We start from the raw sequence: 23,215 nt of genomic DNA on the forward strand, positions 1-23,215 counted from the left end.
GAGAAGGCCATGACCGACCAAGTCCTGACCATCATCGACAATGGCGTCGGCCGTATCCGGCTGAACCGCCCTAAGGCGATCCATGCACTGACCCCCGACATGTGCGAGGCGATCAATCAGGCGCTGCTGGCATGGCGGGACGATCCGGCGGTGGTCGCCGTGATGATCGACCACCTGCCCGCGGCCGATGGCGATCCCAAATTGTCGCGCGGCTTCTGCGCAGGCGGCGACATTGCGCTGATCGCCAACAGCGCCAAGAGCGATTGCGTCGAGGCCGAGCGCTTCTTCCATGTCGAATATCGGATGAACCATCTGCTGTTCGTCTATGACAAGCCGATCGTCGCCTTCGTCGACGGCATCGTCATGGGCGGCGGCGTCGGCCTGTCCCTGCCCTGCCGCTATCGTGTGGCGACCGAGCGGACGAGCTTCGCCATGCCCGAAACCGGTATCGGCCTGTTCCCCGACGTCGGCGGCGGCTGGTTCCTGCCGCGCCTGCCCGGCCGCATCGGCGCCTGGCTGGCGGCGACGGGATCGCGGATCGACGGGGCGGACTGCGCGGCCATCGGCATCGCGACCCATTATGTCGGATCGGACAGACTGAACGCGCTCAAAGCCGGGATATTGGCCGATCCAGCCGCCTTGCCGGCACTTCTGGAGCGCGCGAATGAGGCGGCACCAGAGTCCCGCCTGATGGCGCAACGCGACCGGATAGATCATCTGTTCGCGTCGGACCGCTATGAGGATATATTGGCCGCGCTACAGGCGGACGGGTCGGAATGGGCACAGAAACAACGTGCCGTGCTCGCCACCAAATCGCCGCAGACTGTCAAGGTCGCATTGCGCCAGCTGGCCGAGGGCGCGGCCTTTACCGATTTCGCCGACAATATGCGCAACGAATATCGCCTTGCCTGTCACATCATCCGCCGGCCCGATTTCGTGGAAGGCGTGCGTGCGGTGATCTTCGACAAGGATAATGCGCCGCAATGGACGCCTGCCACGCCGGAGGCGGTGGACGACGCCCTGATCGACAGCCTTTTCGCGCCGTTGGCGCCGGAAAAGGAATGGACCCCTCTGCCTCAGACGGAAACCTGCCATGACCTATGAAACCATACTCGTCGAACAGCGCGATGCAGTCACGCTCATCACGCTCAACCGGCCGCAGGCGCTCAATGCGCTGAACAGCCAGGTGCTGAAGGATCTGAGCGCCGCCTTCGCCGCCTATGATGCGGACCCGACCCAGCGTTGCGCAGTTCTGACCGGCAGCGGCGAAAAGGCGTTTGCGGCGGGTGCCGACATCAAGGAGATGGTCGACAAGCAGGCCGCCGACTTCTTCCTGGAGGATTTCTTTTCCGGCTGGCAGACCGGCGTGGTCGCCACCCGCAAGCCGTGGATCGCGGCCGTGCAGGGCTTTGCGCTGGGCGGCGGCTGCGAACTGGCGATGATGGCGGATTTCATCATCGCGGGCGACACGGCGAAGTTCGGCCAGCCTGAGATCAAGCTGGGCGTGGCGCCGGGTATGGGCGGATCGCAGCGCCTGACCCGCGCCGTGGGCAAGGCGAAGGCGATGGACATGTGCCTCACCGGCCGGATGATGGATGCGGCCGAAGCCGAACGTTCGGGGCTGGTGAGCCGCATCGTGCCCGCCGCCGATTTGCTGGACGACGCGCTTAGGACCGCTGCGACGATCGCCGCGCTGCCGCCGATGGCTGCGATGGTGAACAAGGAAATGGTCAACATCGCCTTCGAAACCGGGCTGGCGCAGGGACTGCTGACCGAACGGCGCCTGTTCCAGATACTGACCGCGACCGAAGACAAGAAGGAAGGCATGACCGCCTTCGTCGAAAAGCGCGCCGGCGTCTGGAAGGGACGCTGATTGCCCGGCGGCTGACACAGGCCGCGATGGGTGAAAGATGAGCAAGCATGATCGCCCAAGGACGATCGCTGTAAGGAGCAGGATATGACGCAGACAATCGCCTTTATCGGCCTTGGCAATATGGGCGGTGGCATGGCCGCCAATCTGGTCAGGAACGGCTTTGCCGTGCGCGCCTTCGACCTGTCGGACGATGCGCTGGCCAAGGCGGAGGCTGCTGGTGCGGTCCGCGCCACCAGCGCCGCCGATGCGGCGACCGGCGCCGATGCGGTGGTGACCATGCTGCCCGCCGGCAAGCATGTCGAAGGCGTCTATAATGACGAGATATTCGGCGCGGCCAAGGCTGGTGCCCTGTTCCTGGACTGTTCGACCATCGATGTGGCGACCGCCCGCCGGGTCATCGCCGCCGCCGTGGCGAAGGGGTTCGAAATGGTCGATGCGCCCGTGTCCGGTGGCATCGCCGCGGCCAATGGCGGCACCCTGACCTTCATGGTCGGCGGACAGGATGACGCTTTCGCCAAGGCCAGGCCGATCCTGTCGGCCATGGGCAAGGCGGTGATCCACGCCGGCGGCGCGGGCAATGGGCAGGCCGCGAAAATCTGCAACAACATGCTGCTCGGCGCGACGATGGTGGCGACCTGCGAAGCCTTTGCCATGGCACAGAAGATCGGCCTCGATCCGCAGACTTTCTATGACATTTCCAGCGTATCGTCGGGACAGAGCTGGTCGATGACCAGCTATTGCCCGTTGCCCGGCGTCGGCCCGCAAACGCCCGCCGATGCCGATTATCAGGGGGGCTTCGCCGTCGCGTTGATGCTCAAGGATCTGAAGCTGGCCATGGAGGCGGCATCGTCCGTCAATGCGAGCGTGCCGATGGGCGCGCAGGCCGAAAGCCTCTATCAGTTGCTGGTCAACAAGGGCGAAGGCGGACGCGACTTCTCCTCCATGATCCAGTTGCTGAGCTGACAGCGGCAGGGACAGGTGGCGCGCATCTTCACGCACCCGCCTGTCCCGCCCCGATAAATTTATTTGCGCCACGACGGAGATTTCCGAACAATTGCCGCTTCATGCCTATGCCGGCTGGTGTGCCGGACCGAAAGGGAGAGAAGGCGATGCGCGTGATGGTGTTGGTGAAAGCGACCGAGGACAGCGAGAAAGGCTATCATCCCACGCCGGAGACGGATGCGATGATGGAAGCGATGGGGCGTTTCAACGACGCCCTGCGCGACGCCGGCATTCTCATCATGGCCGATGGCCTCGCTCCCTCATCAAAGGGCAAGCGGGTGGCCTTCGCTGGCCCCGAACGCACCGTCATCGACGGCCCATTTTCGGAGCCCGGCCAACTGGTCGCCGGCTTCTGGCTCTGGGAGGTCAAGGACATGGATGAAGCTGTCGCCTGGGTAAAGCGCTGCCCCAACCCCATGCCCGGACCAAGCGAGATCGAAATCCGCCCGTTCCATGAACTGAACTGAGGCGCGCCGGCCTTGAAGCATCCTGCGGAAAAGTGGGAACCAGTTTTCCGCTTAAAAGGATGCGGCAACAAAAAGCTGAAGCGCGCGACCCGCGTCAAATTCAACTCAGCGCGCCCTAAACTTCTTTATTTTCCGTATTTTGCGGATCGTCATCTATTCTGCATGATTTCAAAATGCGCTAAATGCTTAATCCACCCGCTCATGCGTCATCACGATGAGCGACTCCATGACGACCTTCCTGACCGTCAAGGGCGGCAGGCTGTTTGGCCCATTAATATGGCCGCTCGCCAGAATGCGCAGCGACCGATCGCCCACATAGGCGCGATAGCAGAGGTCGGATTGATGATCCGGCAGGTCTGTTTCGCAAGCCTCGATGGAGGATATGGGCGCCGCGCGAACCTCGCGCATCACGTCGCTACACGGCCGTCCGGCTTCGATCGGATACAGGTCGCAGGACAGGGAGAAAGGCGGATCGCCCGCAATGATCGCATCCATCGCCCGATGCGCCATCATATAGCCATCGGTCGCGACCCGATCGTCGGGTGCGGAGAAAAAGGGATCATCCGACAAGGTGGCATCCCGGCATTGCCCGTCACGCTTTCCCTTGTTCCAATCGACGATGCTGCCGAAGGATTCTGACGGCGGACGCTTGAAATGATAGAAATGCGTCGTTTCAAATCCATGCACCGAAACCGGTGTGCTGGCGTCGCCAGCCCTGTCATCGTCAGACCGAAACGACAGGGTCAACCGGTCGATCCGGCACAGGCCGGGAACCGAGGTCGCACTCGGTTTCGTGATGAAAGCCATGTCGGTCAGCAACCGCTTCGGTTGCACTTTTCGCGGAAATCGCTGCTCCGTCAGGATGGCGGACAGTTGATCCATCACGCGTCGCCTGACCTTGGCGGCCGGCAGGGGGCGCGCCTCCATCTTGGAAATATCGGCGGCCATACGGGCATCGGACGTGCCCGCCATCCCGCCCATCGCCAATATGCCGATCAGCGATCGCGCCACGCCAGATCCCAATCGCATCCTGTCCCCTCCCCATGTTCGTGAGAAGAGAATAGATCCGATCTTGCCGCCCGATAGCCCATATCTGCCATCAGCCGCACAGATCATGCCGCCGCGAACGGCGGCGGAAAGGGCGCGCCGATCGGAAGCCCCGTCCCCATCAGCACCAGGCCCCAGACAGCAAGACGCCCGGACCGTATCCCTCTCAGGACACGACCCGGGCGCCGCATCATCAAACCGCGCCATCAGCGGCGCGACACGGTCCTCACCCCTTGGTCAGCACGCCGCACGCCACGCGGCCGCCGGCATTGCCGGTGGGGTCGGTAGCATAATCGTCCGCCTGCGCATGGATCACGATCGCAGCGCCATCGCTGTCCAGCAACGGCGATGCGCCTTCGCTGATCGTGCCGCCAGCGACGACATATTCGATCGCGCCGGTACCGTCCGATCCGACCGTCATATTGGGCATATCGCCCATATGCGGACCGGCCGGATTATCCTTGCCATGCTTGTGCGCGGTCGGGTTCCAATGCCCGCCGGCGGTGGTGAAATCGGGGCCGGCGCACTGTCCGGTCGTATGGATATGGACGGCATGGATGCCCGGCGTCACGCCCATGGCCTTGACCACGACATGCAGGCCATCGGCCGCCTGCGTCACACTCGCCGTGCCCCGCGCGGTACCGTCGCCCGCTGCCAGCTTCGCCGAAGCGGTCGGCGCCGCAGGGGTATCGGCCGTCGTCGCGCAGGCTGACGTAGCAAGGGCAACAGGCAGGGCGACGACGAGCGGAAGAAATTTCATGACAGACTCCCAGGGGAAAGGGGAAGGATATGATCGCGAACGCTGCAACAGGCTTTTTGTTGCCCATTCGAACCGATTTGTCACCACCTGACTGACGCGGAACAAATGATTTTGCGAGGCAATAATAAAACATATTTTGGCGACCCGTGCACTGAACCGCTATCGCAAGCGATCCGCGTCCGTCCGCTTGCTTTGCTTCATGCCATAACTCTGGCCAACCGCCTGCCCGCGCCTGCGGGCAACAATATCTGCGCCCTTGCCAGAGCATTTTCGAAGCAGATTGCATCATCTGCTGGCTCGGAAAACGCGGTAAACCAAAAACTTAGAGCAGCCGATCTGATGCAATCGGATCGAAAGCTGCTCTAGCGCAGGATGGCTTCACATTGGTTCGTGCTTGCGAGCATGGTGGGCCGAAGGCGGGCGACGCCCAACCAAATGATCGTTGCGCCATTGGATTGCTTCGCTACGCTCGCAAGGACGACGTAGATCAACCTCATATCATGAGGCTCTAAGACCATGCCGGCCACCTTGCTGCGCCTTTCCGACGGTCATTATAGCCTGGAGTTCGCAGCCACCGACGCAGCGCTGCTGATGACGTTAATCCGTCAGGCTTATGGCGCGCCCGACATCCGCCGCTATCCCGCCTGCAAAAGCTATCATTTTGGCGGGAGCCACTTCACCTTCGCGGATGACTGGAACGAGCCTTGCCTGATCTCCAGCTCAGCGGAGGGCGACGCCATTCTCCAGCTGCTTCATGACGGATTGAACGCATCCACTTGACGCGAAGAGGATGAGCGGATGCAGCGCTCCGGTCCCACGATCGCAAAATCAGTCTTCAGACCGCCTCCCTCATACCTCCAACTTGTCATTCTCCCTGCCCCACCCGTCACAACGCTGGCCGCCCGGCCCATCCTGTCTTGGCCAACAGTAAAAGGCGTTCGGGATAACAAATGACAACGGGCGATCTGCCGCAGGCAAAATAAAAGGGGCCAGTCCCTGAAGACCGGCCCCCAATATGTTTCCATTCCGAGGAATGGAAATCGGCTTACATGCCCGAACCCGGACCGTAGCTGATTTCCACGCGACGGTTCTGGACTTCGCGAACGCCGTCCGCGGTGTCGACGCGCGGCTTCGATTCACCGAAGGCCTGAGTGGTCATCACGCCGTCAGGGATACCCTTCGAGGCGAGATAAGCCTTGACCGCGTCAGCGCGGCGCTGCGAGAGGCCGACGTTGTACGAGGCCGAACCCGAACGGTCAGCGTGACCGGCCAGCATGACCTGGGCGCTGCCGCAGCTGCTGTAGGCCGAAACCGCGTTGTCCAGAATGGTGGCGGCGTCAGGCGTGATGTCCGACTTGTCCCATTCGAAGAAGACAATGTACGGCCCCGGGTTGCACTCGGCCACCGGCGGCGGCGGAGGCGGCGGGGGCGGCGGGGGCGGCGGGGGCGGCGGCGGGGGCGGCGGCGGAGCAGCCGGTTCACCACCGAAGTTGTAGGTCAGGCCGAGCAGCAGGCTGTGCGTGCGCAGACGGGTGTCAGCGGTCGAACCGGCCTGGCCGTAGATGCTCTGGTAAGCCGGGATGAGCTTGATGTCATCCTGGTTGAAGAAGCGATACTTCAGCGAGACGTCGACATTGCTGGTGACCGGGTAGCGAACGCCCGCGATCGCCTGCCAGGCGAAGCCGGTGTCGCTGTCGTTCACGATGTCCGAAGCCAGCTTGCCGCGCGACACGCCGACACCGCCGCCGACGAAGCCCTGCAGGCCGTCATCGGGACCGAAGTCGAGCAGGCCGTTCAGCATGAACGACAGAGCCGAAGCTGCGCCGCCGAAGCCGCCGCCGGTCTTGTCGAAGTCGATCTTGGCGCGCTTGTAGGCCGCTTCGGCCTCCAGACGGAAACCGCCGAAATCGTAGCCGATGTTGGCGTCGAAATCATAACCCTTGTGGTAATCGATCGACGGAACCGCCGAACCGCCCGGAGGGACGGACGAGAAGGTCAGGTTCTGGTCTTCGACCAGCAGCACGCCGGCGTCAACGCCAACATACCAGCTGTTGTCACGCGCCAAGGCCGGGGTGGCCAGGGCACTGGTCGCAAGCGCAGCCGCGAGGGCAAGCTTCCGCATTTGAATTCCCCTTTCAAGAGTGTCACGAAGGACTGCTGAAACCCTGTAATCGCGAGAAGGTTTCATGGCAAGTCCACAATTAGTGAAACCGTTGCAAAAATAACGCACTAGCTCGGCAAGCAGAGGCTTTCCCAGCTAATGCGGAGGAATCCTAGACTATTGACGCGGCGCCGCAACAAGAAAAACACAATAGCGTAATATTAGCTCGCGATCAGGCCATGGCCGCGCAAGGCTTCCAGAATGGCGGCGACGGTTGAGCGCAACTCGGCATCAATCACGCTGCCGCCCGTCGGTCCGGCGATAGCCGCCATTTGCCCCCCAACCACTTTGTCTTCGTTCATATACAGGCCATCGTCTCGGATCGCGCTGCCCCGCCATTCTGTCCCGTCGTGAAAAAGGTCGTGCCCCCGGTCCGCCACCGCGACGGACAGGCCGGTGCGCGGCGCGATGAAGCGCCATCCGCCGTCGGTCCACAGCGCGACCGCTCCTGCGTGCCCGGCCCAGTCACCCGATGCGCCGCCGGCCACGATCCAGCATTGGCCGATTGCCGGCGCTCCGGGCGGATTGTCCAGATCGGCACTCTCCACCCGGCCGTGCAGCAACGCATCGACCAGCACAAGCGCTTCGTTATGCGTGATTTCCTTCTGCGCCTGCCCCGCGAACAACAGGGGCAATGCCCAGCGTGCCGTTCCGTCCATATCCTGTCCTCCTCATCTTGATCTCGCTCAGGCGACAAAGCCGATCCGCGCCGCCCGCCCCGGCGCCAGCATTCCCAATTGCCGCACCTCCGCCGTCATGGTTCGCCCCACACTGCCATCCGCCGCGATCATCGCGGCGTCATAGGTCCATCGCGGCATCGCACTCTCGCTGCTTCGCACGACCAACCCGCCATCGAGCAGACGGATGGCATAGCGCTCCGTTTCCTCGCCCAGCGGCACGTCGCCACCGCTGTTCCAGCGCCACCCCGCACGACTGCGCCTGACCCAATCCAGCCGCCAGCCCCCGCTTTCCGGCCGCACCCGCAAATGCACCGGCGATGGCGGCATCAACGCCGCCCCCTCGATCGTCAGCGCAGCCTCGACTGGCGCGACATCGCCCAGCCCGACCGCCGCCACCCGCAGCGTCGCACCCGCTTCGCCCGCGCTGCCCAGCGCCGCCAGTGGCTCGACCAACCGATCGTCCTCGATCAGCAGGAACGGCTCGCCAACCCCATGCGCCGCCATCGCCCATTCGGTCCCGCGCACCCCCCGGCGCAGCCCGCTCAGCCGATAGCGTTCCGGGCCGATCCGCTCCGCCGTCTCGAACTGCACCAGTTCCCGCCCTACCAGGCACAGGTTCCGCCCTTGCCCCAGCGCCGCTTCATCCGCGCCGTTCAGTTCCATATCCTCGGCCAGCAAGGTCACGGTCAGGCCATGGCGCCGGTCCACCAGCGTCGCGCTCCCCTCGGGCAAGGCCGCTTCCGTCACGCCCATCACCGCCCGCAGCGCGCTGCGTCCGATCGGCATCGCCTCGCCACTTTCGCTCATCACGAACAAGGCCGCGCTGCGCCATCCTGCCCCGCCGCTCGCCGCCGCAACCAGCAGGGGCGCACTCGTCACTCCGTCCCGGATCGGCGGCAGGTCCGCCAGCATCAGGGTCGTCACCCCATGGGGCGCATCCACCTGCCGTACGATCGCGCCGGAAGACGCGCCCGTCGGCAACACCCCGCCTGCGCCCGGCACCCGGCGCAGCGCCAGCCGCACCGCCATCGCCTCCCATTCGCGTTCCTCGATCCGCCACAGCCCCGGCGCTTCAGCCACGGTCACCACTGCCCCCGGCTCGAAGGCCAGCGCCCGCCAGTCGCAGCGCAGCCCCATCGTCACCCGTCCGGTCCATCCGCCCGCCAGCCGCTCGGTCGCCAGCACCCGTGCGGCATCGGCCGCCATCACGGCGGGCAATTCCACCCCCTGTTCCTGCCGCCCCGGCCCCGGCCGCGTCACCCGCTGCACCCCGGCCTGATAGTCGCGCGCAGCGTCATAATGGCGCAGGCTCAGCGCGACCGGCACGGCGTCGGCCGCCGCGCCCGATCGCTCGACCGGGTCGATGTCCTGCCCGTTCACCCGCCGCGCCAGCGTCCCGGCATCGATCTCGCCCTCGGCCACAGGATTTGCCGCCGTCAGCCGCAGGCCGGCCTCGTCCGATCGCAGCGCCAGCCCATGCGCCTCGACCAGCGGCGCGATCGCCGCCCGCACGTCATTCCCGCTCGCGGCAAAGCCATCGACGGCGGCCAGCGCTTCGCCACCCAGCCGCCCCTCGCTCAACGCCTCCGCCATTGTCCCGATCGTAACCGCCGCTCCGTCGGCCTCCACCTCGAATGTCAGCGACGGGATGCGATTGCCATAATCTGCCAGCGCCAGATCCTCGAACAGCACATAGGCGATGCCGCGATGCGCCGGCGTCATACTCGCCCCCTCGGCCGCCGCCATCAAAGGATCGACCGGCTGGTCCTCCCCGCCTGTATGGATGCGAAAGGCCGACAATTCCGTCTTGAAATCCCCGGCCGCCCCGCGCAGCAGATTGCCGTCGGCCCAGATCCGCTTCACCTGACCGATCGTCCGCGCCGACAGCGCCACCGCAAAACTGGCCGAATAGCTGTAACTGGTCACGCTCGGCCGCCCCTTGCCGCCGCCACTCCTGCTTTTCACCTCCTTCAGGTCCGTGGCCCAGATCACCGTGCCCGCCACCCGCATCGTGCCGAACAGCCTGGGCACCTGCGTCCCGTAACTCGATGTCTGCACTTGCAGGTCGGACAGGCGCGCACCCTCGCGCCCCTTGGGCTTGAACAGGATCTGATTGTCGATGACGTTACCGATCACCGCCCCGATCGCCGCGCCGATCGGCCCGCCCAGCGCAGTCCCCACCGCCGTCAGCACCACCGTCGCCATATATGCCTCCTAACCTCGACTTTTGCTTATTTGGTGGCGGAATTACGCATCTCGCCTGACCGATCGACATTCAGTTCAGGTGGAGCCGAACACCGGGATTTTTGAGCTCCGGAGCGGAGAAAAGCGCGTTTTGCAGGCCCGCATGGGTTGAATGTCGCCGGTCAGGCCCGCCACCAGCCGAGCACCGGCCATGGCGACGCCCCCGGCATTTCCACCACCCGCCGCAAGCCGGCATGGGCATGAATGAATCCCGCCCCCGTCCCGATCATCAGATGCAGTTGCAACGGTCCCGGTCGCACCAGCGCCAGATCGCCCGGCAGCGCGGCCTCCACCAGCCGCAACCCCGCCGCCCGCAGCCACGCCTCCGCCCGTGCGACATCCCCGCTACGCAACCCATAGGCGCAGGGCACGTCTGGCGACGCCACCCGCCCCAGCGCCACCGCCGCCAGTCCCACACAGTCCAGTCCCGCCATGCTGCGCCCATGCAACCGGAACGGCACGCCGATCATCGCCCGCGCGCGCTCGACTACCGCGTTCATGCGCCGGGATAGCGGGTCAGCAGGTCCATGCCCGGCAAATAGGGTTCGCCGCGAAAATTCACCGCATTGCCAAAGCGCCCGGCGCAGGTCGCCAGTTGCCGGTCGCACCCTTCCGTCAGCAGCGCCAGCGTCCCCGCCATCACCGCAAAGGCCGGCGGATCGCTCAAACTCACGCCGCCCACGTCATTGTCCACCACTGCCTGTACCAGCCCGGCATTGGCCCCGCTCAACCATCGCAACGTCCCGAACGCATAGGCGCCCGCCTCCAGCCCGGCGATCGCGACATCTGCCTCCTCGACACCCGCAACCGCCACAATCCGCCGGCGCCCGGCCATATCGACCCGGCAGGCCATGTCGCCCAGCCTTGCCCGGCAATCGGGCGAGGTGGATGGCACCACCGGCCCGCCCAGCACCGCCGCCGCGCCCAGCAATTCCGCCGTGAACGCTCCGCCCTTGCACGCCACTGCCCCCATTTCGCCGCGCGCCAGCAGCAGCCACAACGCGCCCGGCGCCTCCCACTGCGTCAGCCGCAACTCCAGCGCCGCGCCATCCCATCGCCCGGCCATCAGGTCCGCCTCACCGATCGCATCGCTGGTCAGCGCGCCCGCGACATCGCTATCCTCGCCCTCCAGCCCAATGCCGCTGCGCACCGCCGATGGCGTCATCCCCGGCGCCGCGCGATAGGTCAGCCCACCGATCACCAGATCGCGATCATGGCTCGTCAAACCGATCGTCACCCCATCCCGCCGCTCGATGCGCCAGCAGAAAGCCAGCGTATTCAGCGGTTCGCTCAGCCTTGCCAGATCGCTCATTCGCGTATCTCCACCAGCATCACCGACGGCGCCTCGCCCGCCGCGAATGTCGCGCGATTGATATCCAGCCGATCTTCGGCAAAACGCACCGGCACGTCGAACCGATAGCCGGCGGTCAGCACCACCCCCTCGGCCGGCGCTGTGTCGAACAGGATCACGCCCAGCCCGGCGTGGCTCCACCCCTCGGTCCATTCCACCCCATCGGCGGCCACGCGGATGCTGCCCGGCACCGGCCGTGTAATGCGCCGCGCCTGCGCTTCTTCCCCCACACCATAATGGCGCATCAGCGGGAACTCGGCCGTCACCCCGTCGCCCACGCCGATCCGCTGGTCGATCGGCTCCGGCGCAGTGCCCGGCGCGCCGCTGCGATCATCATAGGGATCGGTGAAGCGAAAACCGCGCGCCGCGCCCCGCCGTGCCCGGAAGAAGGCGATCAGCGCGGCGATATCCGCCTCCGATCGCACCCCCGGCCCGGCATCATAGGACAGCCGCGCATCCGCCCAGTCGGCACTGCGCCGCTCATGTCCCGAAGGGCTCTCCACGATCTGCGTCGAAAAGGCCGGCGACACGCTCGCCTGGCTACCGATCGCGATCGGAAAAACTATATCGTCAAAGGCTTGCATCGCATCCTCTCCACCAATGCTGAAGCAGGTAAAGCCGTCGCGACAGACTTGCGGCAGCGCCCAGATAAAGGTCTGCGCCGTCCCCCGCGCCATCGCCGCCTGCGCCGCGTCGGCGATCCGCGCCCATTGCCCGGCCTGCTCCGGCAACAGCACGAAGCCGGAAAAATAATGCTGCTCACCGATCGGATAGCCAAGACGCGCCGTCGCCAGCGCCACCCCCTGCGCGGTCAGGCCGGGCCTGCCTTCGGTCACCCAGTCATAATCTTCCAGTTGCAGCACATCGAAGGCCGGTGCCGCCCACCCGACCGGCATGTTCGCCCGCTTGGCCTCCGGCGCGCGCGGGTCCAATATGGTCGGCAGATAGGCGAGCAAATGTGTCACAGCCCCCGACGCCACCGCCTTCACCGCTGCACACAGCGCCGCCGTCGACGCCGCCAGCAAGGCACCCGCCGCATCCAGCAACGCACATTGTTCCGCATCCATTTCTGCCCAGACGCTTGAGATCGACACCGGACTGCCGCCCAGCGCCGCCCTTGCCGCATCGTCATACAGGCATATCCGCCCGTCCCCCGGCATCACCCACCACCAGGGTTCACCGACCTGAAACAGGATCGGCAGGCCTGCCTCCAACCCCATGGTAACAAAGGCACCCGCTACTGCCTGCACATAGGCCATCGCGCCCATATGCGCTGGCGACAGCAGGGTCGAAGGCGGCGACCATCCGGTCAGCGCCGGATCGCCATTCTCCGCCCGCTGCTTCCAGTCGTTCCAGCAATGGGCGTCGAACAATTCATAGGACAGCGACCAGATGATATCGAACCCCAGTGCCTTCGCCCGGATTGCAAAATCCCGATGCCAGGCTGCACAGGCCGCGTTCAGCACCCCGCCCGCCAGACTGACGTAAAGCCCGTCGCCCAGTCGTTCGAGCCGGAAATAATGGCTCATCCCGACATAATGGTTGATCGCCCCGCGATAGCCCAGCGCATGAATGGCGCCGACGACCCGCTCGGGCGTCTGGTTGAAGCAATCGTCATAGCCGGTCGCCATCGACAGCCCATGTTCGGGCAGCATCACGTCGCCCACCGCCAGCACCGATCCCGCCCCGTCGCAGACGATGTCGCTCAGTTCCGCCCAGCCCTCGACCGCAACGGCAAAGGGCGTATCCCCCTCGTCATAGCCGGGCGGCACCAGCGAAATGAACATCCGGTCGACATCGCCCGCCCACACCGGATCGTCATCCTCCGGCAAATCATATCCGCCCGTCAGCGCGGCAAAATCCAGCGTAATGACCGCATCTTCCGGGCCACCGCTCGCATAATTCCACAAGCGCACATACCAGGCGCGCGGAGCCCCTGCCTCATCCCGCCCCTCGATCGTCAGCGTCGGCCCGTGCGTCTCGTCCAGCCGCCGCACGCCCCCACTGCGCCAGCGGAAGGACAGGCTACAATCCCGGAAGTCCCGCCGCGTCTCATAGGCCAGCAGCGGATGGCTCCACCTATCCGCCGCGTCCCAGATCAGCCCCGCCAGATCGCCCGACCCGTAGAAGACCGCATCCACCCGCAACGCATCCGGCCCGGTCGTGACGACGCTCGCCATCATCGGGCGCGGGAAATTGACGGTCCAGTGCGTCGCGGCAAAGCGCTTCATCCAGCGCATATCCTGCCCCCGCCGCGCGTCCGCCAGCCAATAGCCTATGTCCCCCATCAGCCCAGCGCCCCCTTCACCGCCCGCGCCACCTGCCGTGCGCTGCGCGCCAGCAATCGCGGCTCGCTCTCGCCCCCGCGTCCATTGACCGCAATGCTCACCCGCACATCCCGCGCGCCACCGCCATGGGCCACCACCTGCCCGCTGGACGTCGGCACGAACATTTCCGGCCCCCGCTCGCCGACCATATAGGCCCGCCCCGGCGCCACCGGCCCGCCCGTCGCCCGCCCCGGCAGGCCCAGCACCGACGTCAGCACCGATGCGCCCAGGCTCGCCAGCCCGCCCGCGCCGCTGCCCCCGCCCCCCACGGCCGACCGCAGCGCGCTGGCCGCAATCTCGTCGAGCACGCTGACGGCAATGCGCCGCAGATCCTCGAACCCGAATTTGCCGGTCCGTACCGCCCGCATCAGCCCCTGCTCGATCCGCCGCCCGGCCCGGTCCGCCCCGTCGCCCAGCGGCCCTTCCAGCCCCGCCCGCATCGCCTCGACATCCCGGCTCAGCCCCTGCGTATCGGCCCGTACCCGCACCACCAAAGTCTCGATGTCCTCGTCCATCCCCATGGCCTTTCCTTGGAAAGCCCCTCCCCTTTTTAGGGGAGGGGTTGGGGTGGGGGCGTGCCCCACACACCCACCTTCATGCCCTCAATCCGGCATCACCCCCATCAACCGCCTCAACTCCGCTCCATCCATCCCGCTCTCCGGCGCTTCCTCCCCCCGCGCCGCACGCAGCACCGCCGCCAGTTCCGCCGGGGTCGCGCGCCAGAACTCCTCGGGGCGCCAGCCCAGCAGCCATCCGGCCACCCCCGCCAGCCGCCCCGCCCCGTCGGCAAAGCGCGTCACTTCCCCGCCAATATCTGTTGCAATATGGCCTTGAGCGCCGGCGTCACCTTCGCCAGCCCCACCGCGACGATCGCCTCGCCCAGCGCCTCGCGGCTCAGCGCGTCGCGATCCACCAGACAATGCCAGAACAGCGCGACCAGATCGGCCAGCGACAATTTCCCGTCCGCCGCCCGCTCGACCAGATCGAACAGCGGCCCCAGTTCCGCCTCGGCCGCCACCAGCGCCCCGAAACTCGGCCGCAGCGCCAGCCGCTCCCCGCCCAGGTCCAGCGCCGCTTCGCCCCGCATGGGGTTCACTACCCCGGCGCTCATTCGCTCACCACCGCGCCGCTGCTTTCCAGGCTCAGCGCATAATTGCGCTCCCCATTATAATCGCCGGCATAGTCCAGCCGCGTGACCAGAAAGCGCCCGCGCATCCGCTCGCCGCTCTCGAAGCTCAGTTCATAATCCTCGATCGTGCCCGACAGTGCATGATTGCGGATGCGCACCTCCGCCGCCGACCCGGTGAACAGCCCCGCCGCCGATACGCTGACGGACCGCACCCCGGCCCCCGACAGCAATTCGCGCCAGCCGCCCGAATCCTTGCTGGTGATGTTCACCGCCTCGCCATTGACGGACAGTTGCGTGGTCCGCATGCCGGCCACCGTCGCATATGTTGCGGGCATGTTGCCATCGCCCACTTTCAACAGAAACGCACTTCCCTTTTCGACGCCCATGGCGCATTCTCCAGACAAGCGATCCCGCGTCGGAAACACCCTGTTGCCGCCCGGAAAATCGCGAAAAATGAGGGGACTCGGCGGGAGCGCGGCCAAAGGGTCGCAGCATCGATCCGCCGCTTATGGAGAGGTCGTTATGATTGTTGCTGCTTCGCTCGTGATGATGCTGGCCGCGGCGCCGTCCGCCGACGCCGTCGGCACTGGTCGCAAGGAATTTTCCAAATGCCTGAGCGCGCAGATGCAGCCCGCGCTCGACAAGAAATTGCCGATCGCCGACTTTCAGGCGCTGCTGAAATCCGCCTGCGCCGACAAGGAAGCGGCCTTCCGCGCCGCCATCGTCGCCTCTGACAAGGCCGACAAGATGTCGGACGCCGCCGCCAATTCGGATGCGGACGATCAGATCAGCGAATATGTCGACAAGATTTCCAGCGAATATGACGAGAATAGCCAGCCGCGCTGATATTGGGAACGAGGAACCAGCTCCGACGCGCCAGAACACGCCGGGGCTGGCCCACCTTCACTCTTCCCGCACCAGCCGCAGCCGATAGTCGATCAACGCCCGCCATTCCGCTGGCGGCCGCCCTTCGTCGCGCGCCACCCGTGACCGAAGCAGCCGGGCGGTGACGATCCGCCACCCATCCTGCGCGCCCAGCCCCGCCAGTACCGCATCGACCCGGGCGATCATCCCGCCCAGCCGCGCCGGCGTCTCGTCCGCCACGCGCAGGCCGATGCTCAGCCGCACCTCGCGCCCGTCGACATCCTTCCCGCCCCAGTCTGCGCCGATGCACGCACCGACATGGCCGCAGGGCGCACTCGCCCGCGCCGGCTCGCCATCATGAAGGCCGTTCAACGCCTGCATCAGGGCATCGTCCGCCCGCAGGCCGGCCATCACCGCCGCCCGCGCCGCCACTTCCGCGCTCATATCCCGTCCTCCCCGATCCTGCTCTCAGCGCCTGTTTGGAAATGCGCCTCTGGCGCATCCGCACCGGCCCGGTGCCGCATCGAAAATGCGCTCTCTCGCGCATTTTCCAAACAGACTCTCAGCGTCGCCCGGCCTCCCGGATCGCCAGGTCGCGCCACCAGCGCGCCGCCAGCCCCGGCGCGGACGCCCGCACGCCATCTCCCTCGACCACGGCGTCGATGCCCATATCCGTCAGCGCGTCCGCGATCCGCGCCCGCCGTCCCCCCGCGCGCGCTTCCAGCAGCGCGACCAGTCGCGCCCTCATGGCCGCTCGTTCATGTCAGGTGCATCCGCCGGAACGGCCGCCACAGCGCGCTCACCACCGCCGGCGGCGTCGCGCTGTCCGTGCCGCGCGCCGCGAAATGCTCCGCCGCCAGCCGCACGATCCCCTGGCGCAGCGGTTCCGGCACGCCATTCATCTCGACCGCCAGCCCCGCCTGATAGCGGACCGACAGCCGCCGCCCCTCCTCCGCGCGGGTCGATCGAACCCAGCCGTCCCCCGCCGCATCGATGTCGATCGCATAGGCCCCGACCGCCAGCCCTTGCACCACGCCATCGACATCGACCGCCTCCACTCCGTCGATCGCGACCACCGGCCGCGCCGCCAGTCGCTGCCAGCGCCCGTCCCCGGCCACCGTCTCGCGCGCACTCCGCCGTACCAGCCATTGCCCGATAAATTGCTCGCACAGCGCCGCCGCGCTGCGCAGCAGGCCGGCCAGCACCGCATCCTCACCCGCCGTCTCGATCCGCAAATAGGCCTTCAGTTCCGCCAGCGATGCCGCCAGCGCCCCGCTCTCGCTTTCTTCCACCATGGTTCAGCGCTCCTCCACCCGCATCGTCACCGACCGCTCGTCCACCTGCCCGTCAGACAGGGTGACGCGGTTGGTCAGCCGATAGACCCGCCCGACGATCCCGCCGCTCAATCGCGCGCTGCTGCGCTGCGCTTCGAAAGCGGCATCCTCCACCTGCAACCCGCCATCTTCCTGCGGGCTGACCGTCCACAGGCTCGCGACCAGGCTCTGCTGCGCCAGATAGGCGGACCAGTCGATCGCATGATCGACCCGCGCCTGCGGGTCTTTGACATAAAGGCTCATCCTGTCCTGCTCCCCCTGTTCGCCTCGGGCCGCATCACCCTGACCGGCGCTCTCACCCGCACATCCTGCCCCGGCCGCACGCCCCAGCCCCATGGACCCTGCCAGCTTTCCAGCCGCACATCGGCCAGCGGCCGCCCGCCGATCGCCTCACCCGCCAGCATGGCCGTCTCCCACCTCCAGCAGCGCCACGCGCGCGGCCAATTGCGCGATCGCGCGCCGCTGCCACAGCGCCTCCAGCGCAAAACATTCGTCATAGCGCAGTCCCCAGCGGTCGCCCGCCATCCGCAGCGGCACGCCATCCGCGCTCTCCCGTGCCGGCTCCGCATCCCAGCTATCATGGCAGATCAGGCCCCAGCGCACCGCCGCGCCGTCGCCCAGGTGCTGATCGATCGCCTCGCGCACCTGTTGCGCCACCAGCCCCATATGCCAGCGCGCCTCCTCGCCCTTCGCCGCCACCGCATCGATAAAGCGATAGCGTTGCCAGTCGACCGCGCCCCAGGCGTCGAGCAAGGCCTCGTCCACGGCGCCGACATCGCATTTGGCGCGCGCGTCCGACGTGTTGATCGTGCCTGTGCCGGCATAGATGGTGGACCAGCGGTTCGTTGCCTGCCCGCAACTCACGCTATTGTCGGCGCTGGGATAGAGGATGCCGGCATGGTCGATGACGATCCGTTCCACCACGCCGCTGCTGGCGGCGGTTGTGCTGCTTTTCGTCAGAAAGGCGATGCCCATTTGGTTGATGTCGGTGCCGCTATGCTTGCCGACGATCAGCGCCCCCCGCCGCCCGCTGCCCTTTCGGGTAAAGGCGATACCGCTGGCATAGTCGCCCAGCGCGGCCGCACCCATTCCCGCGGCGTTCAGCACCATGCTGCCCAGCGCCCCTGCCGACGCGGGCGTCCCGGTATCGATCGCCGTGGTCGACAGGGCCTGCAACACCGGGGATGCCGCCGTCGCGGAAAAATAGGTGGTCGTGATATCCCCGCCGCTGATCGCCACGGCACTGGCCGCCTGCGACGCCATCGTGCCAAGGCCGCTGACATCGCTGCTTGGAATGGTCGCGCTGGCGCTCATCGCCGCCGTGCCATTGCCTTTCATATAGCCGGTCAGGCTGGCCGCCCCGGTCCCCCCGCGCGCCACCGCCAATTGCCCCGACCAGCCCGCCGTGATCGTCGCTGCGTTCAACAGGGCATTGGCCGCCCCGCCGCCCAGCGTCAGCGTCACATTGGCATCGTCCACCTTGCCCAGCGCGCTGCCGGTGGGGAATGTCGCCAGCGATCCGTCGCCGCGCAGATATTGCGCGCTCGTCCCGCCCGGCGCGAAGGCATGGCTGTGCGTGCCCGCCGCCACGCCATTCACCGACGCCAGCGTGATGCTGGATGGCGTGCCCAGCGCCACGCTGCCCGCCCCGCTGATCGCGGCAAAGCTCATGCCGCCGCCCGCTGCCACATTGGTCACGGTTCCGCCGGTCGATGACGTCCCTGCCCCGATATAGGATCGGAACGCCGCCGCATCGCCCAGGGTCAGCGCGCCGCGCCCGAAACCGGTCGTCGTCAGCGCCGCGATCGCGCTCAGTTCACCGCTGCCCGCCTGCTTGCCTGCCAGCGCGCTCGCCAGCCCGTCGATCGCGTCGATCGCATGGCCATGCGCCTCGACCCGCGCGACCCAGTCGGCATGCAACGCCAGCCCGACATGTTTTTCGCCCGCGACGAAATCCACCGCCGCGCCGCCTGCCGATGACGCATGCGGGGTCCGCACCAGCCGCCCGGCGCCGTCGATCGTGCCGCTGCCGGTCTCCCACTGCCCCGGATCGGCCACGCCCTGTATCACATAGGGAAAGGTCGCCCCCGCATTCAGTGCCGCGGCAAAGGCGCGATAGCCCTGCAACGGCCCGCCCAGCGCCAGCGACCCCGCACCCGCATCCATGCAGACCTCCCGCACCAGGTCCGCCATCTCCCAATCCGTGATCGCCACCGCCGCCCCCTCAAAAACAAAAAGGGGGAAGACCAGAAGCCTCCCCCCAAAACCTTCTCCCCTTGTGGGAGAAGGATACGAAGCCTTGCCAGCTTGCCGGCTAGGCGCAGTTGGATGAGGGGGCAGCACGCCGCCGCCCCCTCATCATCACGAAGCGGCAAACTTCATCAGCTTGCCACCGCCTCGTTTACGAAGCGGCGAACTTCATCAACTTAATGGCCTCGCTATTAGCCACCGCGCCGCCGATCCGCTTCACGGCATAGAAATGCACGAACGGCTTGTTGGTGAACGGATCGCGCAGGATGCTCGTCTCGCTGCGTTCGGCGATGACATAGCCGGCCTGGAAATTGCCGAACGCAATCGACAGGCTGTTGGCCGCGATGTCCGGCATGTCCTCGGCCTCGACCACCGGATAGCCCAGCAGCGTCGCCGGCTGCCCGCCCGTCAGCCCCGGCTGCCAGATGAAGGCGCCGTCGCTCGTCTTCATCTTGCGCACCGCCGCCAGCGTGGCGCTGTTCATGACGAAGCTCGCCCCCTGCCGATATGGCGCGCGCAGGCTCTGGACCAGGTCGATCAGCTTGTCCTGCGGGTTCGACGCGGCAAAGCCACCCGCCGCGCCCGACGCCACATATTGCAGCGACCCGAAGGCCCGGACGCTGTCCGCCTCGTTGGTGGTCGTATAGGTCAGGAAGCCCTTGGGCTTGTTCGTGCCATTGCCATTGACGAAGGCCGCACCCTCCGCGACCGCGAACTCACGCGCAATCTCGCCCGCCAGCCAGCCCTCGACATCGAACTGCGCGTCATCCAGCATCGCCTGGCTCGCCGCCGGATTGGCGAACAATTCACCCGACGGCGGCGCGATCTCGTTGAAGCTCGGCGTCCCCGTCTCGGCGCGCGCGCCCGTCTCGCTCGCCCATCCCGACACGATGCCGCCCGCCGTCACCAGCTTGCGGTACCCCGCCGTCCCGGTGCGCACGACATTGGCGATGCCACGGATCGGCGATATGCTTTTCAGCGTCGCGCCGATCAGCTGGTCGATCTCGCGCGGCACCGCATAGCCGCCCGCCGCGCCGCTCGCGCCGGAAAAGCTCTTCAGCTCCACTCCCGCTTCCTGCCCCTGCCGCAGGTAGCGATCGACAAAGGCCGCCCGCGCCGGATCGACGCTGCCGCCCTTCACCCCATCCAGCGCCGGCCGCCGTGCGGCAAGCAACGCCCCTTTCAGCGCCGCAATCTCCCCCTCCAGCCCATCAATCCGCTCCCCCTGCAACACCGCGTCAAAGCTGGCTTCCAAGCTGTCCATCACCTGATCCGTCATGCCCGTCTCCACAAAAAAAGGCGGCCCGGAAGGACCGCCCGATCAAATCTTCTCCCCCCGTGGGAGAAGGATACGCAGCCTTGCCAGCTTGCTGGCTAGGCGAAGTTGGATGAGGGGGCATCACTGCCCCCCTCCACCGCCACCACCCGCGCCAATGGCTGCATCGGATGCGTCACCAGACTGACCTCCACCAGTTCCAGCCCCAGCAACTCCCGCGGCCGCGCCCCGCGCGCCGCCTTCACCCGGTATCCGAAACTCAGCCCGTCCAGCGCCCCTTGCGCCAGCGCCGCCGCCGCCTCCCGCCCCGCCGCCGTGCGCCGCGACACCCGGCCGATCACGCGCAGCCCGCGCCTGTCCTCCAGCGCCTTTTCCACCACGCCAATCACCTGCCCCGGCCCATGCTGCCACAACAGCGGCACGCCTGCCGGGTCGATCGCGCCAAAGGCGCCCGCCCGCACCACGTCGCCGCCCCGGTCCACCCGGTCGAATATCGCCGCATAGCCGGCAAAGCGCACATCACCTTCCATCGCTCACCCCCGCACCAGCCCGACCAGCCCAACCTTCACCGCAATGCCCAGCAGGATCATCGCCATCGCGATCCGCACGACCCAGCCGATCACCGCGCCGCGCGCCGCCTTCTTCGCGTCGCGCCAGGCGGACAGCAATTCGCGCAATTCCCGCATGTCGCCTTCGGCTCGCCGATCCGCCAGCCCCAGCCGCTCCAGCGCCCGCCCCGCGCCCAGATCGCTCGCCTCCTCGATCAGCGCACGGATGGTCACGATATCCCCGCAACCGCCAAAAGCCCGCCCCTCCGCCTGCGCCACCAGCCGCGCCAGCATCTCCTCTTTCATGTCCCGCCCTCCTTCCCTTCGCGCCGCACAATGCCTATCTGCGCGCGCATGAAACGCGCCCCTCGCAAAGTCCTCATCATCCTCGCCCTTGTGGTCCTCGCCGCCCTCGCCTGGCATTTCGGCCTGTTCCGGGCGGGCGACTGCATGGTGCAGGGCGGCAGCTGGAATTGGGACAATGGCTTTTGCCGCCTCGATTCCCTGCCCGCCCGCGCACCCGACGCGCCCTGAATCCCGCTCCGCGCCGTCATGAAGCGTCTGTTCTTCACCACCATGCTGGTCGCGACCGCCATCGCCGTATCCCTCTGGAACAGTGACTGGCTCGCGCAGGATCATTGCCTTGACAGCGGTGGCCGCTGGTCCGCCGCCACCGCCGCCTGCGAATATTAGGCGATCCCCAACAACGCCTTCTTCTCCTCCGCGCTCAGGAAATCCGCCGCCGCCACCCGCTCCCACAGCGCCGCGCGCTCGTCCGACAGCGCCGGCACCGCATCCAGATCCGGCTCGATCAGCAGCCCCGGCCACCAATCGTCCAGCCCCTGCGCCAACGCCCCGCAAATCTTCGCGACCAAGGGCAGGATCGTCTGCCGCCACAACGCCTTGTTCGCCTCGCGATAATTGGCATAGGCGTTGTCGCCCGGCAGCCCCATCAGCATCGGCGGCACCCCGAACGCCAGCGCAATCTCCCGCGCCGCCGCTCCCTTCAGCCCGACAAAATCCATCTCGGCGGGCGTCAGGCTCATCGCCTTCCAGCTAAGCCCACCCTCCAGCAGCATCGGCCGCCCGGCATTGGCTGCCCCGGCAAAGGCGACCTCCATCTCGCGCTTCACCCGTTCGAACTGATCGGGCGACAGCACCGACCCGTCGCCCGGATCATAGACCATCGCGCCACTGGGCCGCGCCGCATTGTCCAGCAACGCCTTGTTCCAGACACTCGCCGCATTGTGGATCGCCACCGCGCCCGCCGCCGCGCCGGTACAGCCCAGCCCATAATGATCGTCCAGCGGATGCAGCGCCTTGATATGCAGTACGCCCGTCCGCCCCGCGCCATCCTGCGGCGAAAGCCGGGTGATGCTCTCCCCCACCCGATACAGATAGGCCGCCGGCCACCCCCGCGCATCCGCCTCCACGCTCACCCGCTCGGGCCGCAGCGCATAAAGCTCCGCCGGCTTGCCCTCCGCCCCGGCAATCACCTGCACATAGGCATTGCCGTGCAGCAGCAGGTGACAGGCCAGAGTCTCCACCAGCCCCTGCCCCGCCGAAGCCCGCCCGACCAGAGCGGCCACCACCGCCACCGCCGCATCGTCCACGCCCCGCACCTTCAGCGCACAGGCCCCCGCCCCTTCGGACACCAGCCGCATCGCCCGCTGCGCTACCGCATTGCCCATCACGCCCGCGCGCAATTGCGCCTCATAACTGGCCGGCCATTCGCCCAATGCCACCGCGCCCGATCCCCACGCCCGCGCCAGCACCGGCCGCGCATCCGCCTGCGCAACGCTTTTCGTCCCGAACCATTTCATAAGCCCATCCCCAAACGCAAAAACCCCCTCCCCGGCGGGGGAGAGGGTTGGTGAAGCCAAAGGCGGCAAAGCCGCTTAC

Annotated in this window: 30 protein-coding genes; 8 read left to right on the forward strand and 22 right to left on the reverse strand. The window is 66.8% G+C overall.

Annotated elements, in window-relative coordinates:
- Positions 1-9 precede the first annotated feature (9 nt).
- The 4 genes from ACNHGR_RS07860 to ACNHGR_RS07875 all read left to right on the forward strand — a co-directional run bounded on the left by ACNHGR_RS07860 (position 10) and on the right by ACNHGR_RS07875 (position 3,342).
- Positions 10-1,104 carry an enoyl-CoA hydratase/isomerase family protein gene (locus ACNHGR_RS07860; RefSeq protein ID WP_475285204.1) on the forward strand — a complete coding sequence of 365 codons (1,095 nt, stop codon included), beginning with the start codon at positions 10-12 and terminating at the stop codon, positions 1,102-1,104.
- Positions 1,094-1,873, forward strand: coding sequence for an enoyl-CoA hydratase-related protein (locus ACNHGR_RS07865; protein WP_475285206.1), 780 nt, complete (start codon positions 1,094-1,096; stop codon positions 1,871-1,873). Before ACNHGR_RS07860 ends, ACNHGR_RS07865 begins: the two co-directional genes overlap by 11 nt.
- Positions 1,874-1,957: 84 nt before the next feature.
- Entirely contained in the window at positions 1,958-2,836 is an 879-nt protein-coding gene (gene mmsB / locus ACNHGR_RS07870; protein ID WP_475285207.1) for a 3-hydroxyisobutyrate dehydrogenase, read from the forward strand.
- 146 nt (positions 2,837-2,982) lie between these two features.
- The gene (locus ACNHGR_RS07875; protein ID WP_475285209.1) at positions 2,983-3,342 is read left to right on the forward strand and encodes a YciI family protein; all 360 of its coding nucleotides are present in this window, start codon (positions 2,983-2,985) and stop codon (positions 3,340-3,342) included.
- A gap of 186 nt (positions 3,343-3,528) precedes the next feature.
- Here the strand turns inward: ACNHGR_RS07875 and ACNHGR_RS07880 are convergent, their stop codons facing one another.
- Positions 3,529-4,371 (reverse strand): hypothetical protein, encoded by an 843-nt coding sequence (locus ACNHGR_RS07880; protein WP_475285211.1) that lies wholly within the window; start codon positions 4,369-4,371, stop codon positions 3,529-3,531.
- A 244-nt stretch (positions 4,372-4,615) separates the two neighbouring features.
- Positions 4,616-5,149, reverse strand: coding sequence for a superoxide dismutase family protein (locus ACNHGR_RS07885; protein ID WP_475285213.1), 534 nt, complete (start codon positions 5,147-5,149; stop codon positions 4,616-4,618).
- Positions 5,150-5,665: 516 nt separating this feature from the next.
- Between ACNHGR_RS07885 and ACNHGR_RS07890 the strand changes: the two genes are divergently transcribed.
- Positions 5,666-5,929: a hypothetical protein gene (locus tag ACNHGR_RS07890; RefSeq protein WP_475285215.1), complete on the forward strand. Its 264-nt coding sequence runs from the start codon at positions 5,666-5,668 to the stop codon at positions 5,927-5,929.
- Between the two features lie 265 nt (positions 5,930-6,194).
- Here the strand turns inward: ACNHGR_RS07890 and ACNHGR_RS07895 are convergent, their stop codons facing one another.
- From ACNHGR_RS07895 to ACNHGR_RS07940, 10 genes are all read right to left on the reverse strand, one after another.
- Positions 6,195-7,271: an OmpA family protein gene (locus ACNHGR_RS07895; protein WP_184265727.1), complete on the reverse strand. Its 1,077-nt coding sequence runs from the start codon at positions 7,269-7,271 to the stop codon at positions 6,195-6,197.
- 200 nt (positions 7,272-7,471) lie between these two features.
- On the reverse strand, positions 7,472-7,969 hold the full coding sequence (locus ACNHGR_RS07900; RefSeq protein ID WP_475285217.1) for a DUF2793 domain-containing protein: 498 nt from the start codon (positions 7,967-7,969) through the stop codon (positions 7,472-7,474).
- A 27-nt stretch (positions 7,970-7,996) separates the two neighbouring features.
- Positions 7,997-10,195, reverse strand: a complete 2,199-nt coding sequence (locus ACNHGR_RS07905; RefSeq protein WP_475285219.1) for a phage tail protein — start codon at positions 10,193-10,195, stop codon at positions 7,997-7,999.
- 161 nt (positions 10,196-10,356) lie between these two features.
- Positions 10,357-10,734 (reverse strand): NlpC/P60 family protein, encoded by a 378-nt coding sequence (locus tag ACNHGR_RS07910; protein ID WP_475285221.1) that lies wholly within the window; start codon positions 10,732-10,734, stop codon positions 10,357-10,359.
- Complete coding sequence (locus ACNHGR_RS07915) at positions 10,731-11,546, reverse strand: DUF2163 domain-containing protein (RefSeq protein ID WP_475285223.1); 816 nt, start codon at positions 11,544-11,546, stop codon at positions 10,731-10,733. Before ACNHGR_RS07915 ends, ACNHGR_RS07910 begins: the two co-directional genes overlap by 4 nt.
- Complete coding sequence (locus ACNHGR_RS07920) at positions 11,543-13,873, reverse strand: DUF2460 domain-containing protein (RefSeq protein WP_475285224.1); 2,331 nt, start codon at positions 13,871-13,873, stop codon at positions 11,543-11,545. The genes ACNHGR_RS07915 and ACNHGR_RS07920 overlap by 4 nt, the downstream gene beginning before the upstream one ends.
- Positions 13,873-14,427, reverse strand: coding sequence for a tail tape measure protein (locus ACNHGR_RS07925; protein WP_184265743.1), 555 nt, complete (start codon positions 14,425-14,427; stop codon positions 13,873-13,875). The genes ACNHGR_RS07920 and ACNHGR_RS07925 overlap by 1 nt, the downstream gene beginning before the upstream one ends.
- An 87-nt stretch (positions 14,428-14,514) precedes the next feature.
- Complete coding sequence (locus ACNHGR_RS07930; RefSeq protein ID WP_475285226.1) at positions 14,515-14,712, reverse strand: phage tail assembly chaperone; 198 nt, start codon at positions 14,710-14,712, stop codon at positions 14,515-14,517.
- A complete protein-coding gene (locus ACNHGR_RS07935) occupies positions 14,709-15,023 on the reverse strand; it encodes a gene transfer agent family protein (RefSeq protein WP_475285228.1) in 315 nt (104 codons plus the stop codon). Before ACNHGR_RS07935 ends, ACNHGR_RS07930 begins: the two co-directional genes overlap by 4 nt.
- Complete coding sequence (locus ACNHGR_RS07940) at positions 15,020-15,427, reverse strand: phage major tail protein, TP901-1 family (protein ID WP_184265749.1); 408 nt, start codon at positions 15,425-15,427, stop codon at positions 15,020-15,022. The genes ACNHGR_RS07935 and ACNHGR_RS07940 overlap by 4 nt, the downstream gene beginning before the upstream one ends.
- Before the next feature lie 136 nt (positions 15,428-15,563).
- Here ACNHGR_RS07940 and ACNHGR_RS07945 point away from each other — a divergent pair, with 136 nt between their 5' ends.
- Complete coding sequence (locus tag ACNHGR_RS07945; protein WP_184265752.1) at positions 15,564-15,887, forward strand: hypothetical protein; 324 nt, start codon at positions 15,564-15,566, stop codon at positions 15,885-15,887.
- Positions 15,888-15,944: 57 nt separating this feature from the next.
- Here ACNHGR_RS07945 and gp17 read toward each other — a convergent pair whose 3' ends face one another.
- From gp17 to ACNHGR_RS07990, 9 genes are all read right to left on the reverse strand, one after another.
- Positions 15,945-16,349 (reverse strand): tail completion protein gp17, encoded by a 405-nt coding sequence (gene gp17 / locus ACNHGR_RS07950; protein WP_475285229.1) that lies wholly within the window; start codon positions 16,347-16,349, stop codon positions 15,945-15,947.
- Positions 16,350-16,467: 118 nt separating this feature from the next.
- A complete protein-coding gene (locus ACNHGR_RS07955; protein ID WP_475285231.1) occupies positions 16,468-16,653 on the reverse strand; it encodes a hypothetical protein in 186 nt (61 codons plus the stop codon).
- 10 nt (positions 16,654-16,663) lie between these two features.
- The gene (locus ACNHGR_RS07960) at positions 16,664-17,200 is read right to left on the reverse strand and encodes a head-tail connector protein (RefSeq protein ID WP_475285233.1); all 537 of its coding nucleotides are present in this window, start codon (positions 17,198-17,200) and stop codon (positions 16,664-16,666) included.
- Positions 17,201-17,203: 3 nt separating this feature from the next.
- Entirely contained in the window at positions 17,204-17,482 is a 279-nt protein-coding gene (locus ACNHGR_RS07965) for a phage fiber-tail adaptor protein (protein WP_475285235.1), read from the reverse strand.
- Positions 17,479-17,643 (reverse strand): hypothetical protein, encoded by a 165-nt coding sequence (locus tag ACNHGR_RS07970; protein ID WP_184265768.1) that lies wholly within the window; start codon positions 17,641-17,643, stop codon positions 17,479-17,481. Before ACNHGR_RS07970 ends, ACNHGR_RS07965 begins: the two co-directional genes overlap by 4 nt.
- Complete coding sequence (locus tag ACNHGR_RS07975) at positions 17,630-19,453, reverse strand: tail fiber domain-containing protein (protein WP_475285237.1); 1,824 nt, start codon at positions 19,451-19,453, stop codon at positions 17,630-17,632. Before ACNHGR_RS07975 ends, ACNHGR_RS07970 begins: the two co-directional genes overlap by 14 nt.
- A gap of 187 nt (positions 19,454-19,640) precedes the next feature.
- Entirely contained in the window at positions 19,641-20,768 is a 1,128-nt protein-coding gene (locus ACNHGR_RS07980) for a phage major capsid protein (protein ID WP_475285239.1), read from the reverse strand.
- Positions 20,769-20,863: 95 nt separating this feature from the next.
- Positions 20,864-21,295: an HK97 family phage prohead protease gene (locus ACNHGR_RS07985; protein ID WP_475285241.1), complete on the reverse strand. Its 432-nt coding sequence runs from the start codon at positions 21,293-21,295 to the stop codon at positions 20,864-20,866.
- A gap of 3 nt (positions 21,296-21,298) precedes the next feature.
- The gene (locus ACNHGR_RS07990; protein WP_184265784.1) at positions 21,299-21,619 is read right to left on the reverse strand and encodes a DUF6127 family protein; all 321 of its coding nucleotides are present in this window, start codon (positions 21,617-21,619) and stop codon (positions 21,299-21,301) included.
- 48 nt (positions 21,620-21,667) lie between these two features.
- Here ACNHGR_RS07990 and ACNHGR_RS07995 point away from each other — a divergent pair, with 48 nt between their 5' ends.
- Positions 21,668-21,847, forward strand: coding sequence for a hypothetical protein (locus ACNHGR_RS07995; protein ID WP_184265787.1), 180 nt, complete (start codon positions 21,668-21,670; stop codon positions 21,845-21,847).
- Between the two features lie 18 nt (positions 21,848-21,865).
- Complete coding sequence (locus ACNHGR_RS08000; protein WP_184265790.1) at positions 21,866-22,006, forward strand: hypothetical protein; 141 nt, start codon at positions 21,866-21,868, stop codon at positions 22,004-22,006.
- On the opposite strand, the gene ACNHGR_RS08005 is transcribed toward ACNHGR_RS08000, so the two are convergent.
- Entirely contained in the window at positions 22,003-23,136 is a 1,134-nt protein-coding gene (locus ACNHGR_RS08005) for a phage portal protein (protein WP_475285244.1), read from the reverse strand. The genes ACNHGR_RS08000 and ACNHGR_RS08005 overlap by 4 nt on opposite strands.
- Between the last annotated feature and the right edge of the window lie 79 nt (positions 23,137-23,215).

The organism is Sphingobium sp. RS1 (genome assembly GCF_056156825.1).

Excerpts from the sequence above, each read along its gene's own strand:
- ACNHGR_RS07860 (WP_475285204.1), top strand. The coding sequence starts at position 10 with ATGACCGACCAAGTCCTGACCATCATCGACAATGGCGTCGGCCGTATC.
- ACNHGR_RS07980 (WP_475285239.1), bottom strand. The coding sequence starts at position 20,768 with ATGACGGATCAGGTGATGGACAGCTTGGAAGCCAGCTTTGACGCGGTG.
- mmsB (WP_475285207.1), top strand. The coding sequence starts at position 1,958 with ATGACGCAGACAATCGCCTTTATCGGCCTTGGCAATATGGGCGGTGGC.
- ACNHGR_RS07895 (WP_184265727.1), bottom strand. The coding sequence starts at position 7,271 with ATGCGGAAGCTTGCCCTCGCGGCTGCGCTTGCGACCAGTGCCCTGGCC.
- ACNHGR_RS07945 (WP_184265752.1), top strand. The coding sequence starts at position 15,564 with ATGATTGTTGCTGCTTCGCTCGTGATGATGCTGGCCGCGGCGCCGTCC.
- ACNHGR_RS07880 (WP_475285211.1), bottom strand. The coding sequence starts at position 4,371 with ATGCGATTGGGATCTGGCGTGGCGCGATCGCTGATCGGCATATTGGCG.
- ACNHGR_RS07900 (WP_475285217.1), bottom strand. The coding sequence starts at position 7,969 with ATGGACGGAACGGCACGCTGGGCATTGCCCCTGTTGTTCGCGGGGCAG.
- ACNHGR_RS07990 (WP_184265784.1), bottom strand. The coding sequence starts at position 21,619 with ATGAAAGAGGAGATGCTGGCGCGGCTGGTGGCGCAGGCGGAGGGGCGG.
- ACNHGR_RS07965 (WP_475285235.1), bottom strand. The coding sequence starts at position 17,482 with ATGAGCCTTTATGTCAAAGACCCGCAGGCGCGGGTCGATCATGCGATC.
- ACNHGR_RS07905 (WP_475285219.1), bottom strand. The coding sequence starts at position 10,195 with ATGGCGACGGTGGTGCTGACGGCGGTGGGGACTGCGCTGGGCGGGCCG.
- ACNHGR_RS07910 (WP_475285221.1), bottom strand. The coding sequence starts at position 10,734 with ATGAACGCGGTAGTCGAGCGCGCGCGGGCGATGATCGGCGTGCCGTTC.
- ACNHGR_RS07890 (WP_475285215.1), top strand. The coding sequence starts at position 5,666 with ATGCCGGCCACCTTGCTGCGCCTTTCCGACGGTCATTATAGCCTGGAG.
- gp17 (WP_475285229.1), bottom strand. The coding sequence starts at position 16,349 with ATGAGCGCGGAAGTGGCGGCGCGGGCGGCGGTGATGGCCGGCCTGCGG.
- ACNHGR_RS07885 (WP_475285213.1), bottom strand. The coding sequence starts at position 5,149 with ATGAAATTTCTTCCGCTCGTCGTCGCCCTGCCTGTTGCCCTTGCTACG.
- ACNHGR_RS07985 (WP_475285241.1), bottom strand. The coding sequence starts at position 21,295 with ATGGAAGGTGATGTGCGCTTTGCCGGCTATGCGGCGATATTCGACCGG.
- ACNHGR_RS08000 (WP_184265790.1), top strand. The coding sequence starts at position 21,866 with ATGAAGCGTCTGTTCTTCACCACCATGCTGGTCGCGACCGCCATCGCC.
- ACNHGR_RS07920 (WP_475285224.1), bottom strand. The coding sequence starts at position 13,873 with ATGGGGGACATAGGCTATTGGCTGGCGGACGCGCGGCGGGGGCAGGAT.
- ACNHGR_RS07925 (WP_184265743.1), bottom strand. The coding sequence starts at position 14,427 with ATGGACGAGGACATCGAGACTTTGGTGGTGCGGGTACGGGCCGATACG.
- ACNHGR_RS07995 (WP_184265787.1), top strand. The coding sequence starts at position 21,668 with ATGAAACGCGCCCCTCGCAAAGTCCTCATCATCCTCGCCCTTGTGGTC.
- ACNHGR_RS07970 (WP_184265768.1), bottom strand. The coding sequence starts at position 17,643 with ATGCTGGCGGGTGAGGCGATCGGCGGGCGGCCGCTGGCCGATGTGCGG.
- ACNHGR_RS07940 (WP_184265749.1), bottom strand. The coding sequence starts at position 15,427 with ATGGGCGTCGAAAAGGGAAGTGCGTTTCTGTTGAAAGTGGGCGATGGC.
- ACNHGR_RS07935 (WP_475285228.1), bottom strand. The coding sequence starts at position 15,023 with ATGAGCGCCGGGGTAGTGAACCCCATGCGGGGCGAAGCGGCGCTGGAC.
- ACNHGR_RS07865 (WP_475285206.1), top strand. The coding sequence starts at position 1,094 with ATGACCTATGAAACCATACTCGTCGAACAGCGCGATGCAGTCACGCTC.
- ACNHGR_RS07875 (WP_475285209.1), top strand. The coding sequence starts at position 2,983 with ATGCGCGTGATGGTGTTGGTGAAAGCGACCGAGGACAGCGAGAAAGGC.
- ACNHGR_RS07915 (WP_475285223.1), bottom strand. The coding sequence starts at position 11,546 with ATGAGCGATCTGGCAAGGCTGAGCGAACCGCTGAATACGCTGGCTTTC.
- ACNHGR_RS08005 (WP_475285244.1), bottom strand. The coding sequence starts at position 23,136 with ATGAAATGGTTCGGGACGAAAAGCGTTGCGCAGGCGGATGCGCGGCCG.
- ACNHGR_RS07960 (WP_475285233.1), bottom strand. The coding sequence starts at position 17,200 with ATGGTGGAAGAAAGCGAGAGCGGGGCGCTGGCGGCATCGCTGGCGGAA.
- ACNHGR_RS07955 (WP_475285231.1), bottom strand. The coding sequence starts at position 16,653 with ATGAGGGCGCGACTGGTCGCGCTGCTGGAAGCGCGCGCGGGGGGACGG.